This is a genomic window from Dickeya ananatis (assembly GCF_019464615.1).
Lineage (GTDB): Bacteria > Pseudomonadota > Gammaproteobacteria > Enterobacterales > Enterobacteriaceae > Dickeya > Dickeya oryzae.
Map to the genome: position 1 here is coordinate 3,362,255 of NZ_CP040816.1, position 16,469 is coordinate 3,378,723.

A 16,469-nucleotide genomic window follows, 5' to 3' on the forward strand; every position below is an offset into this window, starting at 1 on the left:
GGCATTAATACATAAAAGAGAAAAATGAGATGAAAGTGCCACCGTTCTGTCTACCTTAGAACTCACGAGGCGAGAGACAACAGAGCCGCTTTCAAGTAACACTCTATTTACCTTTCTCTCCTGTATTTCATATTCAAAAAGACATGCTATTTTGCAGTTCACCATAATAATGTTGCAAACAGGACAAAGCGGTATCGTTTTTACGGTCATACACGTGTACACCATGACATAAATCCCACAAATAATCTGATTCTCATATATTTGCGGTATGTGGGTATTATCGACCGTATCGTTAGGCTACGCTCGTAACCAATACGGCAATACCACCGACAGGAATAGGCGCTTCATTGATCTGACGAGAACCCGAATGAACTTAAAACAACTGCACTATTTCAAACGACTGGCAGAAAAACAGCACTACACGGAAGCGGCATCCAGCCTAAACATTACCCAACCCTCGTTAAGCCATGCCATCTCTGAGCTGGAAAAAGAACTGGGGGTCACCCTGTTTGAACGGCATGGGCGCAACGTTCGAATTACCCAGAGCGGGAAACTCTTTTTACCCTATGTCGAAGGTGCGCTGCTTGAATTGGAAAATGGCCGCACGGCGCTGAGGAAAATGTGCGTGCCTCACGATGAAATCATCAATCTGGCGTTTATTTACACCATGGGGGAAACCGTGGTGCCGCAATTGATCGATCGTTTTATTCACATTCCAGACAATACGAATAAACGCTTCGCTTTTTTTCAGGGCACCACACTGTCTATCGTGCAGGACCTCAAGGAAGATAAATTTGACATGGCGCTGTGCTCCCATATCCCGGACGAGTCAGACATTGAATTTATCCCGGTGATCAGTCAGGAACTGGTGCTGGTGACCTCACGCGACCACCCGCTGGCGCAACGCCATAACAGTGAAATCGATCTGGAGGACGCCATCGCCTATCCGTTCATCTTTTTCTCCCAGAAAAGCGGGCTGCGGCAGTTTATCGACAAAATCTTCATGCAGAAAAAACTGATCCCAGAAATTGCCTGTTATGTGGAGGAGGATACGGCGATGGTGGGCCTGGTTAGCATCAACTACGGTATCGCGATCATGCCACGTATCAGTACACTGTCGCACTCCAACGTACAGGTGATGAAAATCCGCAATCCAGGTCAGACGCGCTACGTCTATCTGGCGACACACAAGGAACGGACGCTGTCGCCAGCTGCGGAATCTTTTAAGCAGCTCATCCTGAGCACCTGCCAGTCGATAGCATTGACATGACAGTGGACGTCAGGAAACTGAATAAACGAAAGTGGCCGTAACCTCCCGGCGGGCCTCAGGCACCAATCTGATTCATACTGATGGAACAGCGACGGGCTTCCATATCGCGGTAGCCAATAAACAGTGCGGTCAGGAAACCGGCAGCCGCCAGGCCGACGTCAAACCACATAATGCTGGCGATGCTGAGTTGCGACAACCGGGCAGTGACCAACGGAATCGTAAAGGTCGCCAGACTCCCTGCGCTGTAATAAATGGCGGTAGCTTTCCCTTTGGCATTAGGAAAACGCCGCGCCATCAGCGTTAACCCCAGTTGTAACACCCCTCCCGCCGCAGAAAAGCCGATCACAAAGGCAAACACGATCACCACCTTCACACTGGGATACAGGCACACCACCAACAACGCGATAAAAGACAGGAAGGTGCAACCTATCAGCACCAGACTCGAATGGGTGCCGTTCCTCGCCAGTCCCGCGATAATCACCACGCCAGACAGCGAACCGATGGTGTAGAGACTCAGCAACTTGATTGCCATTTCATAAGGCATGCCCGCCACAAACTGCCCGTACTGCGACAACCATTGACTGATCAGGTAGAACGTTGCCATGGCGATGTAGCCGTAGAAGGTAAAACTGGCGAGATCCAGCATGGCACAGGCATGGTGGTCTTGCTCCGCTAGCACAGGCTTAATCTGGGCGTCGGCCCGTTTTGCCTTATCGGTTTGTGGATGATGCGGCGGAAACGGATACCGGAACAGGCACACTGCATTTAACATCATGATGCCAGCAGCCAGCAGGAACGACCAACCGAACCAAAGATTAGCCCACACCAGTACGCTTATCACCAACGGTAGAAGAAACTGCCCACCGGAAACAAACGCTTTGATCAGGATATTGGCGGTACCCGGACTGTTGGGAAACGCCTCCATCAGCGACGGATAAGTACCGGAATCCAGAAAACTGTTGGCCACGCCAGCCAGCAACCCAAAGCAGTAAGCCAGGATAATATTGGTCGTGCCGAGGATGCCCAAAAAAAACACCAGATAGCATGCAATACCAAGATAGATAAAAGGCTTACGACCAAATCGATCGGACAGCGTACCGGCAATCATCAACAGGCTTAACCGGCCAATCCCCAACGAAGAAATGACCACGGATACCCCAGCGGCATCGGTGTGCCATTGCTGTTCCAGATGGTGCATATTCAAGCTCATCAGGATAACGCCCATGCCATGTACCAGATAATTGAGGTACAAGCCAAATGCCGTTGGTATATAGGGATTCTTCATACGGGACCTTCGGTTCAGAAAAGGATGCTGTCATTAAGCGGCATGTCCTTATTCCCCCCGGATACCCATTCATCAGTGGGTATGATACAGAGAGAGCGCAGCCTTCTCATGGCACATCACCTGGCGTCAGGCAGACAAAAAAGCCTACGATCTTGTCTGCCCATAAGGCACATTTAATTTCAGGTATTCCATACCTTTTTCATGCTATCAATTCATTCTCAAAATAAATAATTCCTTTTTTAGTCACAATTCATAGATTCTTTCTATAGTGAAATTTCATGAACCACTGCACATAAAAAAATGAATTATTCGAATTTACTCATACAAATAAAAACACAAATGCAACATCTCAATCGTTATTTAACCGCATTTTTGTCTATAACCCCCCTTAACTATTAACAGACAATATCCTTACGTATTGGCAGCAAAGAAAGGGCATCTGCCCATGCTTTTCATTATGAATCTGCGCATTACCATGTCGGTCATAAAATAAAATGCAAGATTGTATGTTTTCTTATAAAAAATGGGGGAATACCCGTTTCTCTTGCCAATCAGCCTTTCTTCATAATAATGGTTTACATATTTTTCTGATGGCCAGATTCCATTCACGAGACAAAGCCTGATGTCTGACCAACACAGGCTGACCACACCAGATTATATCAGGCTACACAGAACTACACCGAATTACACCGCTCTATACCGAACTACACCGATGCTCTACCAATGCCTTCACCTCCAGGCACCCGTGCTACGCCCGTATCTAGCGCGCAATGGCGCTATGTCTGGCAGTATCGACATAGGTGTTAGCCATTAACACAATCGCTCCAGATCACGCGAATAAAGCTCATTGGCGACGGATTGATACACTTTCCACTCCAGAAAGTCGCCATCAGGATAAACAGAAAGGAAATCATTAAAATCGGTAAAGGAACGCATGGTGTTATTGCCAATACGGTTATTTATCTTTTCAATTATTGCGCTAATTCTCCGCCTTCTCTCCTGATTCATTGATTCAAACTGCTCAACAATCAATACAGGTATTTCCTGTTCTCCCCGTTCCCACATGACCCACTTTTCGTTATTCCCATCGTTAGCAATATAGTACGCAGCCTCATCCACACTCAATAGAAAAAGCTGGCGCATTGCCAGTAGTTCAAGATGATTCATGATGCATGACTCCGAAATTACCAGGGTGAGAGAGGAATTAAATATCACCTTCATTCTTTAGGCGGTATGATCATTATCACACTATCCTGAATAAAATAGTGCGGCTATCTCTCGTCATATTTCAAGAGACAGGAAAGTGTTGTGCAAGATAGTGAGGTCTAAAATAACGAATCGAGATATAAGCCGGAACAATATTGCTCCGGCTCATACCGTCATAAAGCTCGCGGATACCTTATTCCCGGCCCTGCGCATGCCAGACAATCTTCGTGACTTTCCAGGTTTTAAGAATATCGTCAGACGGCATCAACCCTTCAGGGCCATTCCAGTCGCCAGAAAACAGGTAACTCACGTGTTTACCCTGCGGTGCCACACACTCTACACTGCGAGCATCCGCGCCTTGTCCCGGCTGACAAACGCCAAACGCTTTGCTGTACAGTGAGCTGAACTCATCACCGATTTTCACGCCCCACTCGCTGGCGATAGCCTTATCCATCACGGTCACTTGCTTTACCTGGCCTTTTGGCGCACCGCTGATTTCCAGTCTGACGCTGTCATCCTTAAGCGCTTCATAGAGAGAAACCAGTTTGCCGTTACGAGTTTCCATACCGCCACGCAGGCGATAGTCGCCATCCAACGCCTTATCCAGAGCAGACTCCAACATAGGAGTAGCGGCATTAATGTCACCCACGCCCGCGTCTGACACCGTCAAGCGGTGACCAAACCAGTTGAACGGCGACAGACTGGACCAGGAAAAACCGGACAGGGTGCTGCACCCTGCCAGCAACAGCGGGAAAGCCAGAAACAACGGACGCACTTTTGTCACACTCGACTCCTCAACATAAAACGGTGCCGACTCACAGTCGTCAGCCCAGATAGTGCTGGCTGTTGGAGTCCGCCCCCGGCAAAAAGTGCCGTAAATATTCGCGCTGGTTTATTCACGGCGCGCACAATGGCGCCAAGATTACCATTGTTCAGGCTGGCCGGGGACCATTTCAACCTGATAAAGCCGTCATCAGATAAAAACGCCACCGACCAGTGGGAGAACGATCAGCGAAACGCTGCCAGATCAATGTGGTAGTGGAACAAATCGGCCAGTTCCTGTTGGTGAGTAACCGCAATGACGGTGCAATCCGGCAATGCCTGACGGATGACCCCCAGCAAGTGTCGGGCAGCATGCAGATCGAGATGGCTGGTGGCTTCGTCCAAATACAGGTGATCCGGGCGATTGATCAGCGCCCGTGCCAGCGCCAGTCGTTGGCGCTCACCACCGGAGAAGACCCGATCCCAGTTCATCTGCTGCTGTAACCGCTCCCCCCAGTCACCGAGACCAACCTGGTCCAGTACCTGACGCAGCGTAGCGTCATCATCCAGCGGCGCGTGCGGATAACACATCACCTCCGCTAATGTCCCCTGCCCCAGATAGCTCTGCTGCGGCAACAACAGCGGTGTACCGCGTCCCACTTGCCAGGCCCCCTCGTAATAGGGCCACAATCCGGCCAGTGTACGCAACAGCGTCGATTTTCCTAATCCACTGTGACCGGAAAGGCAGTTCCAACTGCCGGGTACGCACTGGAAGGTCACGTGGCGCAGCAGCAGCTGTCCCTGTGGTGTGGAGAAACTGAGCCGTTCCACATGCAGTTGATCCCCTTGAACCAACGGCATCGCTGTATCCTGATGCGCGTCGATTTCCCGCCGAAACTGATCCAGACGCGTCATGCTGGCAGACAGTTCTACCAGTGAGTAGTACACCCGAATAAACCAGCTCAGTGCGCCATGCACCTGACCGAACGCGCTGCGGATCTGCATCAGGCCACCCAACGTCACCGTCTTACTGAGGAATGCAGGCAACGCGGCGAATACCGGTACGATCAGGCTGACACGGGTATAGCCGACGGTGAACAGACCCAGATTACGCTCGGCGTTCATCAATGCGCGCCAATTGCCGACAATCGAAGCAAAATAGCTGCCGAGTTGACGTTTTTCCTGCCGCTCGCCACCGTACAGCGCAATCTGCTCTGCGCTGTCGTGCTTACGCAGCAGTGAGGCACGAAAATCGGCCTCCGCCTGCTGCTTATGGTAATTGATACCGTGCAGCCGCTTGCCAATCCACTGGGTAATCAGGCTTCCCAGCAGGGTGTAGAGCACCGCGACCCACACCAGATAGCCGCTGACCGTGACGCTGTGCCCCCACAACGTAAACTGCTGCACGCCGGACAGGTCCCACAGGATCACCAGAAACGAGCACAATTGGGCGAAAGTGATGATAAACGACACGGACAGGCGTACCGTTTGGGTGACGAACAGGTCGACATCCTGCGCGATACGCTGATCCGGGTTATCCACCTTACCGCTTAGCGACAGGCGATAAAACGCGCGTTTTGCCAGCCAGCTGTCGATAAACGCTGCCGTCATCTGTTCACGCCAGCGAATGATTAACAGTTTGGTCAGCCACTCCTGATACACGAAGATACCGATATAAATCAGGATATAGAGGCAATATTCTTTGATAAGACGGTAAAGCAGACTGCTATCGAATGCTCCCAACGCATCATAAAAGGTCTTGCTCCAGTCATTGATACGGACGTTGAGGTACACAATGCTGCCGCCCATCGCCACGATCGTGACCAGCAACAACCAACATTGCCAGTAACGCCGGTCAAGCCAGAATGGACGGCATAACAGGGCAAACGCCTGCAGAAATGTGCTCACGATTTTTTCTCCTGCGGCAGTGTGATGTACAGCACCTGATTTTGCGGATGCCACAACCGGGACGCCGCGTCGCGCACCGCATCAACGGTGATCGCCGGTGCCAGGCTATCGAGTTGGGTCAGATAGCGGGGGTCGTGATAATTGCGGTAACTCAGTATCAACCGGGACATCAGGGTGGTGATGTCTTCCTGACGGGCACGTTCGCTGTGAATAAACTGTTTGCGCTCCTGTTCGACATCCTGCGGCGTGATGCGCGTCGCTAATGTTTCCAGCACCTGCTGGGCGTTATGCCTCAACGCCTGCGCCCGTTGCGGCGAGGCGGTGAAACGCAGCACAGTTTCAATGCGCTGGCTCTTATCATTCAGGCGGCTTTCCATCTTCAGGTTGTACACGCCCTGCGCCTCATCCCGCAGGCTGGCCTTGAGATAACGCGCCGCCAGCCGGGCGGCGATATTCACTTGTACCGCCTGCTGCGGCGTCCAGTTTTGTGGTGAAAAACTCCACAGATAGACATCAGCTCTCGGCTCCAGATTGATGGCGGAAATACGCTCACGCTTCCCGTCCTGCGCCAGATGTTGCGGACTTTCCCCAATGGCCTGACGAGGCAGTGACGCCAGATAGCGCTCCACCAGTGGGCGCAATTGCTCTGCCGGTAAGTCCGCCAGCAGGTAATAGGTTACCGGTGCCGCCACCGTCTGCCGCCACTGTTGCGCCAGTTGTTTACCAGTCACGGCATCCAGTTGTGCGGGTGTCGGGAAAGGCAGACCGGCTTTGCCAAACTGCAATTCGGCACTCTCCCGCTCCCGCTGGGCGCTAATACTCTGCTCGCGGGTAATCTGCTGACGTTTCAGTGTCGCCAGACTCTCGCGCAGATCACTTTCGTCGATATCCGCCGAGCGGTTCATCACGTGATACAGATGCAGCAACGCCTCCAGCTTATCGGGGCTCGTACTCCCGCTCCAGCGCAGTTCATCTGGTTGATAATCCAGACTGAGGGAGAGTTTTCGTGCTTTTTTCCAGTCGTTCAAATCACGGCCTTTCCATCCCGCAGGCCCGCTTTGGCTGATCAACTGGGCAGCAAGCTGAGACAGCCACGGTTCACGCCCCGGAGCCATAAAACCAGCAGACGATAGCATGGTCAGTGATACTGTTTTGCCCGCCTGAGGCGTGCGTAGCCACACCAGACGATCACCATTCGCCAGTTGCCACTCTTCCACCTTCTGCTCCGGGAAGAGACGGACACCGGCAACCTCGCCACGGCCTTCGATCGTCGGCAGTACGGGCGCAACCCGCTTCATTGGCAGTTGTAACGGTGCCAGCTCACGTTGCGCGACCGACTGACGCAGTTGCTCAATCGCTGCTGCTGAAGGCGGCGTGAACGGCAGGCTGCCGGGAACACTGAACTGAACCAATTGATCTGGCGACGACAACCAGCGTTGCAGGCAGGCGTTAATATCATCGGCTGTGATGGTTTTCAGTACCGCCAGCGCCTGTTGCCCCAACAGTTGCTTACCGATGTAAGGACGATCTTGCTGCCAGGGCACCACCAGTTGCTGTACCCAATCGGAGAACTCGCGCTGCTCCGGGGTCGCCGCCATTTTCGCTGCTGATTGACGCAACTCGTCCTTGATTGCGGTGATATCCGGCTCGTAAAGCGGATAACGCTGCAAGCGGGTAATTTCTTGCAGCACGGCGTTAATCCCTTGCTGATGCCCTTGTGGCAGCACCGAAGCAAACAGCCCCAGCGCTACCGTGGTCGTGCCGATATCTGACTTGCGCACCACCAGACTGCTGACTGCCGAAGACGAAGAGAGCGGCTGACGCTGCACCTGCCTGCTCAGGGCATCCAGCGTTATCTGGTTAATCAGACGACTGCGCATCCCCTCTTCCCCTGCCGCTTTGGCCGCAGCGTCATCAAAACGGAACACGAATGACACCTGGCTAACGCTGCTCTGACTGTCTTGCAAGCGCGCCACATGCAGTTGCGGGCGCAACGTCGGCTCATACGACGGCCGCGATGGGATCGGCGTGTCCGGCAGACTCCCCATCACCTGTGAAATCGCCTGTTTTACCTGCTCGGGCTGCAGGTCGCCTATCACGATCAGGCGCATATTACGGGGGTGATACCAGCGGTCATAAAAACGGCGCAGCACCGTCACCGGCGTGTTCTGAATGGAAGCTTCAGTACCGATAACCGGTCGCTCGGGATAACGAGAACCATGCCTGATAGCAGCGACCCGCTGCTGATTCATGCGCTCTGCGACCCCGAGCTTGCCGCGCCACTCCTCCAGAATCACCTGACGTTCGCGCTGCCAGTCCTCCGGTTCGAAACGCGCTTGTCTGGCTATCTGCGCCAACACGTTCAACGCCAGCGTCAGCGAGGCTTTCCCCGTCGGCGGACTCAACATGTACATCGTGCGCTCGTAGTTGGTCATGGCATTGTAGTTCTGCCCACGGATCCAACCCTGTTGCCCCAGCGTTTGTGCCAGTCCGGCCGGATAATCCTGTGTCGCGCGAAACACCATGTGTTCAACCATATGCGCGACGCCGGATTCACCATCCTGCTCATCCAACGACCCCGACTCGACCAGCAGCCGGATATCCAGCCGTTGTTGTTGACCGGCTAACGGCACCAGGGTGTAACGCAAGCCATTAGCCAGTTGCCCTTCGGTGATCACCGGTAACGGGCTGGTAACGGTTTGCGCTGATGCCAGCGTGCTGAACAGCCACAAGCCGATAATGCCAATCCAGCGTGATGTCATTTTTTTCATCAATTACTCAATCATGGATATATGAAACAGACAAAATAGTTCGATAAACCATTATGTTATTGCCAGGTAATCGTGTTACTGCCGGGAAATTATGTTATTGCCAGGTAATCGTGTTACTGACAGAGAATGGTATTACCGCCGGGGAAAGCACTATGCCCGGCGGCAAGCCATTACCAGTTGTACGCAACACCCAGCCAGAACTGGCGTCCCAACTTGTAGGTCACCGTATTGCCGGTAGACTCCTGCGAGGTGGCGATCACGTTGTCGAACACGTTGATCACATCCAGCGTCAGGTCCAGCGACTGGTTTTTGTAGGTCGGCAGCGAGTAATTGAAACGCCAGTCATAAGAGAGGTAATCCTGATATTTGTGCTCGGTATACAACGTGGCGCTACCGCTGTAATCGCCACAGGCACTGACACGACTGGTGTTGCCAGAGCAGGTTACGCTGGTGGTGCGGTAGCCCTTGTAGCCCGAGGTATAGGTCAGGTTATGATCCCAGTTCAGGCGCATGGCCGGGAAATAGGTATTGATGTTCAGCGCAACCGACCACGGCGTGTTGTAGTCCAGTGCATCCATGTCACGGCGATCGGTCAGGCGTCCTTTAAAGATCACCTTGCTGTCGTCCATGTTGCTCTGGTCGTAATAAATCTGTGAGCTGGTCTTGTTATCCGCCATGCTGGCGCTCAGTCCCCAGCGAATGTCAGCGTATTTCAGTTTATACGGGCTGATCGGTTCTACTGTCAGCGACACGGTATTGCCTTCAGTGCGAGCATCGTTGGTCAGGTAGTAATAGCGTTGACCGCTGCTATCGGTTTGACTGCTGCGGCCAAACTGGTCACGCCCCTGGCGATTCACCCACTTCAGCGTCCAGACGGTGTCATATACCCGTTGCGACAGCCCCAGCGACAACTCATCGCTGTACGGCGTTTTCAGGTCGGAAATATCGTAGTCATATGTGCCATAGCTGGTTGTGCTGTTAGTCCAGGCGCTGTTGGCGTTGGTTCGATTCTGCACCACCGACTCGTTGATTCCGGAACGCAGTTTGTACGCCAGCATATTCTGGGCGTAGTAGCGGTTGGCACCGCCAAAAACACGGGTAGCACGATCGCCAAACACATCGTAAGAGGCCGCCAGACGCGGGGCGACATTGAGATTTTTCAGGTAGTCGTCATACTGCAGGCGCACGCCCGGCGTCACCTCCAGGTTCTTGTAGCTGACGCTATCTTGCAAATACAGTGCATAATTAACGTAGTTCCCTTCAACCTGACGCGCTGGATACAGCGTGCGGCTGCGGAAATACTGTTCACGGTTGATACAAAACGCATCGCCAGTCTGACACACAACGCTGGTACTGATGGTTGGCGTGCTGCGGCTGGTATACACATCGCTAAAACGGCGGTATTGGGCGTGATAAGAATCAACCTGCCAGCCCATATCCCACTGATGGCTGGTTCCCCATAAAGCCAGTGGGTTTAGCTCGTAATCCTGTTTGAAAGTGAAGGTGCGTTTCTCGGTGGCATACTTGCCATAACCACCGATCCCGGATAACTGCGAGGTATTTCCCGCCACACCAGTGCCCCAATCCACAACGTTGGATACAAACCGGGATGTCCGGTTATAGCGATACCAGGACTGGTAAGTATCCGCTTCGTGTTCAATACGGTTTTCTTCAGACTGATACCCAGCAAGGCTGCTGACTTTTCCCCAGTCGGCGTTGTGTTCCCATTCGATATTGCCGCGATAGCCGCCGCCGGTATTGGTATAACCGCCGTTTTTAATGTCTTTCTTGTAATAGCCGGACTCATGCGGCGCGTACATCCCGGTAAGGCGAAAAACATCGCCGTTATCTGCCAGATAAGTGCCTTTAAGCAAATAGGTTTCCGCCTCACGAGTCTGTTTGACCCATTCATCCATCACACTGTTGTAAAAAGGAATGGTCGACTGCTGACGGTTATAGGCAAAAATAAATCCGGCTTTATCGCTTAATGGCTGATTAAAGGTGGCCGAATAAAAATGCTTGCGGAATTTCGGCTGATAATAGAGCTGACTGGCGGAATAAAAGTCACCTTCAATATCGTCGTCAATGTGATAGCGGGCCCAACTGTCGCGAGTGGTGCGATAAGAAATTTTGCCGGAAGCGCGATCCAGTTTCGGGTCTTTTAATTTAGCATCGACCACACCGCCGGTAAAATCACCATATTTTGCAGAGATATTACTGTCGAATACCTGTAACTGCTCGATCAATTCCGAGTTAACCCAGAAGGATTGCGCGCCACCAGCAGGCAAATCCGTTGGCGAATAACCATCAGGTGTATTAGTCAATTGACCATTATTGGCTCCTGGGTTAATCACATTATTATTGGATAACCCATCGATCATGTAGTTATTCTGGTAAAACTTTTCGCCATGGAAAGACACATTTTCCGGCGCCAATTCACCTGGCGTCGTACTACTATCAAGACCATTTGAAAACCGTACGTTTGGGTTGGAACGCAGTAATTCAGTAACGCTACCGTTACGCGTCGGCCGACGCTGAATCTGTTCGCTATTAATAATTTGCGTTCCCATACTCTGGCTGGTGGGCGTGGAACGCACCAGAATCGTATCTTCCTCGGCTGGTTTTTTTTCTGCCGTCGCCGGTTTATCCGTAGCGGTATTTTCCGCCTGCGTTGTCTGTTCGGCAGCCGTCACCGTTGATGATACGCCCAGTATCATCATCAAATAGAGATGCTTATTCATGTCAGTATTTCCTGTACCCTGATGATATTGAAAAAAAACGATCAATTTTGAAGTTCGATATGACCACTCAATCGAAAAATGACTGACACGGTCTGATCGATGGCGGGTGAGCCCGCCTGATAACGCCAGCGCGCCATATCTTTGATAACGTCGCTGCTGAACATGCCGTCGGGGTTTTCTGATAGCACCCGAATGTTGGTCACCGTGCCGCTGGGCGTCACGTCAAAGCGCAATCGCACCTGACCCTCCACCCCCATTGAACGTGCCCGAACCGGGTAGCTCACCCGACGCTGCAACGCCTTGAGCACGTCGTTTTGACTACTTCCTGCGCCACGACTGGCCTGCCCTTGAGTACTTTCGCCTTGCGGCGCAGCCTGACCATCGGCTGACGCACTGGCGGACACCGGCGCGGTAGCGCGATCGCCCTGCCCGGCAAACGGTGCTTCAGCCTTCACCGGCGTATCCCGGTTATCACTGCGCACCGCCATCGGCATGTTTCGGACATCAGTTTTTTCACTCGCCCGCACCGGTGTGGCATCAACCGGCGTACGCGGTGTCTCCCGTGGTTTTTCCGGTGGTTTTTGTGGGCGCGTTTTCGCCGCAGTCTCAGCCGACACCATACGCACTACCGCGCGTTCATTGACCGGCACCGCCGACGCAGCGGCAATAGCGTTTTTTTCTGGCACGGTAGGTGTTTCAGGAACGGTAACCGGCTCGACACTCGGGGAAGGTTCAGGGTGTGAAGAAAACAGCCGCACCGAATGAGGCGAAAATGACGTGACATGCATACTTGCCGCACTTTCCCCGACACGCCCAGCCTGCAGCACAACCTGTTCACGAGACACCACGCCCCACAACAGGGCCCAGAGAACCGACAGGTGTACCGCGACAGACAGCAGAAAAGAATGCGTAACTTTCAAAGTAATACCATGTTTTATTTATAAAAATAGTCATCGAGCCATGAACAGAGCAGCGGTATGCCACCCTGAACTCCCCAATCGGCCCACACAAATGTAAATATTTATTGATAATGGTAATTATTTTACAAATGATATTCATTATCAATAAATATTTACAACGGGGATGACGATCCCGGGCTGGCAGAACGTGGAAACGGCGGCAAAAGAACGTGGCGCAAGCGCGCCTACAGAAAGGAAGGAGAAAGGAATGTGGCTGAGACGCGCTGGCATCGCCTCTTCGTTATCAGCCGACGATGTACCAGCGGAATTTAATACTCCTGATCTTCAATCAAACGCTTACCCAGCGTAATGCTATCGACCAGGTCGTAATTCATCTTTTCATACATGCTGATGACGGCCGTGTTGTTCTGGCGCACCATCAGGTGAATCTTCGGGCAACCGCGTGCGATCAGTTTTTTCTCCAAACGGCTGATCAACGCATTGGCGATACCACGGCCACGGTAATCAGGATGCACCCCCAGATAGTAGGCTGAACCGCGATGCCCGTCGTAGCCGCCCATCACGGAACCCACGACCTCACCGCCCACTTCCGCCACCAGAAACAGGTCGGGGTCATGGTTGAGCTTACGCTCAATATCCATTTCCGGATCGTTCCAGGGACGCAGCAAATCACAACGCTCCCAAAGGGTGATCACTTCTTCAAAGTCATCTTGCCTGAATATGCGGATTTCCATTGCTGCTCGCCATCTAGAGTCAATCGGTTATTCCTGATTATCCCGCGATTCATCGCAGACGCAATATCTCCGTCATACACTTTTCAACCACAGGCTGATAATTCACACCAGCGACATTTTCGGTAATGGGCGACGTTGCGAAGTCCGATATACTAAGGCCAGAATCAGCTTGGGCAGGAAATCCGCCCTCACTGCCTTTCACTATCATGATAAGGGACATTATGAGTTCACCGGACACCAACGCTATCAAGCATTTTCTGCTCGGTTTGCAAGACACCCTGTGCCGACAACTGGAACTGACGGACGGCACCGCCAGCTTTATGGAAGACGCCTGGCAGCATGCCTCCGGCGGCGGTGGGCGTAGCCGTGTTCTGCGTCAGGGGCGCGTATTTGAACAAGCTGGCGTGAACTTCTCTCACGTATCGGGTGCATCGCTGCCGCCCTCTGCCAGCACCCATCGTCCCGAGCTGGCAGGACGCAGTTTCCAGGCGATGGGCGTATCGCTGGTCATCCACCCGCTTAACCCCTATGTGCCGACCAGCCACGCCAATGTCCGCTTTTTCATCGCCGAAAAACCGGGTGAACCGGCTGTATGGTGGTTTGGCGGCGGGTTTGATCTCACTCCGTTCTACGGTTTCGAAGAAGACGCCGTCCACTGGCATCAGACCGCATTTGACCTGTGCCAGCCATTTGGCGATGACGTTTACCCGCGCTACAAGAAATGGTGCGATGATTACTTTTTCCTCAAACACCGTAACGAAGCGCGTGGCATCGGCGGCCTGTTCTTTGATGACCTCAACACGCCGGATTTCGACACCAGCTTTGCTTTCATGCGCGCAGTCGGCGAAGGGTTCCAGCACGCCTATCTGCCTATCGTCAATCGCCGCAAAGATATACCGTGGGGCGAGCGGGAGCGTCAGTTCCAGATCTACCGCCGGGGCCGCTATGTGGAATTTAATCTGGTATGGGACCGGGGTACCTTGTTCGGCCTGCAAAGTGGCGGCCGTACCGAATCCATTCTGATGTCGATGCCGCCGTTGGTGCGCTGGGAATACCAGTACCAACCCGAGCCAGACAGCCCGGAAGCTTCGCTGTACCGGGACTTTTTGCCCGCTCGCGACTGGCTTAGTGTCGCAACATCGCCGGAGTCACACGGATGAGTGCCATCTGGGTCGATGCCGACGCGTGCCCTAACGTCATTAAAGAGGTGTTATACCGTGCAGCCGATCGTACCTCGACCCGGCTGACACTGGTGGCCAACCAGCCACTCAGAACGCCGCCTTCACCACACATCCACAGCCTGCGCGTGGCCGCAGGGTTTGATGTCGCGGATAACGAAATCGTGCGTCGTGTTCAGCCTGGCGATCTGGTGATCACCGCCGATATTCCGCTTGCCGCCGAAGTGCTGGCAAAGCAGGCTATCGCCCTCAATCCACGTGGTGAACGCTACACCGCGGATACCATCCGCGAGCGGCTGACCATGCGGGACTTCATGGATACGCTGCGCGCCAGCGGCGTACAGACCGGCGGCCCGGCGGCATTAAACCAGCGTGACCGCCAACAGTTTGCCAACGAACTGGAGAAGTGGTTACGCCAAAAGAAAAAGATTCAATAAGATAATAATATACTGATGTATACCCTAAACAATTCGAGTTGCGTTGGCCCTTCAGGGCAAGGCTCATGAGAGCCTTGTCACGCGGCAAGTGAGTGACAAATTCGTTGGGAACGAATTTGACCAGCCAACGGCTGACCACTGGTGAGAGACAGGATGTCTCTCATTTCATCCCGATGAGCTTGCTCAGGTAAGTGATTCTGATAAGCGACAAATCGGCATACGCCGATTTGAAGGCTGCTTGCAGCGGCCTAAAGGGCGAGACTCATTGATGGGCCGAGTAACACCGCCAACACACCTGCAACTTGAAGTATGACGGGTATATATGATGAATTTCGAAAACAGTAGTTTTCGCGACTTATAAAAGGTCGAGTGAATTAATTGCTTTCACAAGAACACCTTAAATAAAGTAGACACAACGATACTAATCAATCCATTTATAAATTTATCACAACCAATTTGCGCAAGCCCAGCCTGCTTAAGAGCCTTCAACTGCGCCAAATCCATTTTCCCTTTAACAAGCCACCTTAGTTCATCTTCTGATAGTTTCCCATCACTTACTTGCTGCGACCAAGTCATCAGGTCTGCCTTTAACTTATCAAAAAAATCATTACCATCATTTACTGCCTGACTCTCATATTCCTGCCAACTGTCCTTAGCATAATTAATCAACTCACTCCCCAAAACATTAATAAATTCATCGAATTTAGACATAATCACTACCTCCAATTATCTTCGGTTTACGGTTTACGCTTACCACTTTCCAGTTCAATAACTGTATCAAGCCCGTCAGATACTATGCCTTTGGCTTCATTGATGAAGGTAGCAGACAATATTTTTCGGGACTCCCAGAACTTAAGGAACCCCCCCAAAGAATTACGATTTGGATCTTTGATAATCGCCCATTGTTTAGATACTATCTGATTATCAGGTAACCCTTTTGAGTATTCATAGGCCTTTTCAATATTTAGTTTAAGTAGCTTAACATCCTCTTTATTACTGTCAAATGGCTCAACCGCTTTATCCATTAAAGTTAGTGCTTCAACCTTTATATTTACAGACTGCTCATAAGCTCGTTGATTAAATGGAGAAATAGTTTCACATCCGCTAAGTAGAAAGCAAATCAATATTCCCCATGTAAATTTTTTACACCAATATGCAACTGATACAGCTGGCATAATAACCCCCAAGAGAATAATTAAGATGACATATAAAGGCAGAGAAAAATTCAAATAAATAATTTAATAAAACGTAAAAAGG

The 16,469-nt window shown here is 51.9% G+C and carries 13 protein-coding genes; 3 read left to right on the forward strand and 10 right to left on the reverse strand.

Annotation, left to right across the window (positions count from 1 at the left end):
* Positions 1-367 precede the first annotated feature (367 nt).
* Positions 368-1,270: a LysR family transcriptional regulator gene (locus FGI04_RS14885; protein ID WP_342700052.1), complete on the forward strand. Its 903-nt coding sequence runs from the start codon at positions 368-370 to the stop codon at positions 1,268-1,270.
* A gap of 55 nt (positions 1,271-1,325) precedes the next feature.
* Here FGI04_RS14885 and FGI04_RS14890 read toward each other — a convergent pair whose 3' ends face one another.
* The 8 genes from FGI04_RS14890 to FGI04_RS14925 form a co-directional block, all read right to left on the reverse strand.
* Complete coding sequence (locus tag FGI04_RS14890; RefSeq protein WP_342700053.1) at positions 1,326-2,555, reverse strand: MFS transporter; 1,230 nt, start codon at positions 2,553-2,555, stop codon at positions 1,326-1,328.
* Between the two features lie 810 nt (positions 2,556-3,365).
* On the reverse strand, positions 3,366-3,722 hold the full coding sequence (locus tag FGI04_RS14895) for an Aca2/YdiL-like domain-containing protein (RefSeq protein ID WP_342700054.1): 357 nt from the start codon (positions 3,720-3,722) through the stop codon (positions 3,366-3,368).
* Positions 3,723-3,954: 232 nt separating this feature from the next.
* Positions 3,955-4,545, reverse strand: coding sequence for an RpoE-regulated lipoprotein (locus tag FGI04_RS14900; protein WP_407336927.1), 591 nt, complete (start codon positions 4,543-4,545; stop codon positions 3,955-3,957).
* 224 nt (positions 4,546-4,769) lie between these two features.
* Complete coding sequence (locus FGI04_RS14905) at positions 4,770-6,431, reverse strand: ABC transporter ATP-binding protein/permease (RefSeq protein WP_342700056.1); 1,662 nt, start codon at positions 6,429-6,431, stop codon at positions 4,770-4,772.
* Positions 6,428-9,202 (reverse strand): M16 family metallopeptidase, encoded by a 2,775-nt coding sequence (locus tag FGI04_RS14910; RefSeq protein ID WP_407336928.1) that lies wholly within the window; start codon positions 9,200-9,202, stop codon positions 6,428-6,430. The genes FGI04_RS14905 and FGI04_RS14910 overlap by 4 nt, the downstream gene beginning before the upstream one ends.
* Positions 9,203-9,372: 170 nt before the next feature.
* Positions 9,373-11,943 carry a TonB-dependent receptor plug domain-containing protein gene (locus tag FGI04_RS14915; protein ID WP_407336929.1) on the reverse strand — a complete coding sequence of 857 codons (2,571 nt, stop codon included), beginning with the start codon at positions 11,941-11,943 and terminating at the stop codon, positions 9,373-9,375.
* Positions 11,944-11,984: 41 nt separating this feature from the next.
* Positions 11,985-12,863 (reverse strand): TonB family protein, encoded by an 879-nt coding sequence (locus FGI04_RS14920; protein WP_407336930.1) that lies wholly within the window; start codon positions 12,861-12,863, stop codon positions 11,985-11,987.
* A gap of 308 nt (positions 12,864-13,171) precedes the next feature.
* On the reverse strand, positions 13,172-13,597 hold the full coding sequence (locus FGI04_RS14925; protein WP_016942301.1) for a GNAT family acetyltransferase: 426 nt from the start codon (positions 13,595-13,597) through the stop codon (positions 13,172-13,174).
* 221 nt (positions 13,598-13,818) lie between these two features.
* Here FGI04_RS14925 and hemF point away from each other — a divergent pair, with 221 nt between their 5' ends.
* Both hemF and FGI04_RS14935 read left to right on the forward strand, forming a co-directional pair.
* On the forward strand, positions 13,819-14,757 hold the full coding sequence (hemF, locus tag FGI04_RS14930) for an oxygen-dependent coproporphyrinogen oxidase (RefSeq protein WP_407320927.1): 939 nt from the start codon (positions 13,819-13,821) through the stop codon (positions 14,755-14,757).
* Positions 14,754-15,212 carry a YaiI/YqxD family protein gene (locus tag FGI04_RS14935; protein ID WP_342700061.1) on the forward strand — a complete coding sequence of 153 codons (459 nt, stop codon included), beginning with the start codon at positions 14,754-14,756 and terminating at the stop codon, positions 15,210-15,212. Before hemF ends, FGI04_RS14935 begins: the two co-directional genes overlap by 4 nt.
* 384 nt (positions 15,213-15,596) lie before the next feature.
* Here FGI04_RS14935 and FGI04_RS14940 read toward each other — a convergent pair whose 3' ends face one another.
* On the reverse strand, positions 15,597-15,923 hold the full coding sequence (locus tag FGI04_RS14940; protein ID WP_407274617.1) for a hypothetical protein: 327 nt from the start codon (positions 15,921-15,923) through the stop codon (positions 15,597-15,599).
* A gap of 26 nt (positions 15,924-15,949) precedes the next feature.
* Entirely contained in the window at positions 15,950-16,387 is a 438-nt protein-coding gene (locus FGI04_RS14945) for a hypothetical protein (RefSeq protein WP_342700063.1), read from the reverse strand.
* Positions 16,388-16,469 lie beyond the last annotated feature (82 nt).

Bases quoted from the DNA above. Each gene is read 5' to 3' on its own strand.
- FGI04_RS14885 (WP_342700052.1), top strand. From the start codon at position 368: ATGAACTTAAAACAACTGCACTATTTCAAACGACTGGCAGAAAAACAG.
- FGI04_RS14890 (WP_342700053.1), bottom strand. From the start codon at position 2,555: ATGAAGAATCCCTATATACCAACGGCATTTGGCTTGTACCTCAATTAT.
- FGI04_RS14895 (WP_342700054.1), bottom strand. From the start codon at position 3,722: ATGAATCATCTTGAACTACTGGCAATGCGCCAGCTTTTTCTATTGAGT.
- FGI04_RS14910 (WP_407336928.1), bottom strand. From the start codon at position 9,202: ATGAAAAAAATGACATCACGCTGGATTGGCATTATCGGCTTGTGGCTG.
- FGI04_RS14915 (WP_407336929.1), bottom strand. From the start codon at position 11,943: ATGAATAAGCATCTCTATTTGATGATGATACTGGGCGTATCATCAACG.
- FGI04_RS14925 (WP_016942301.1), bottom strand. From the start codon at position 13,597: ATGGAAATCCGCATATTCAGGCAAGATGACTTTGAAGAAGTGATCACC.
- hemF (WP_407320927.1), top strand. From the start codon at position 13,819: ATGAGTTCACCGGACACCAACGCTATCAAGCATTTTCTGCTCGGTTTG.
- FGI04_RS14935 (WP_342700061.1), top strand. From the start codon at position 14,754: ATGAGTGCCATCTGGGTCGATGCCGACGCGTGCCCTAACGTCATTAAA.
- FGI04_RS14940 (WP_407274617.1), bottom strand. From the start codon at position 15,923: ATGTCTAAATTCGATGAATTTATTAATGTTTTGGGGAGTGAGTTGATT.
- FGI04_RS14945 (WP_342700063.1), bottom strand. From the start codon at position 16,387: ATGCCAGCTGTATCAGTTGCATATTGGTGTAAAAAATTTACATGGGGA.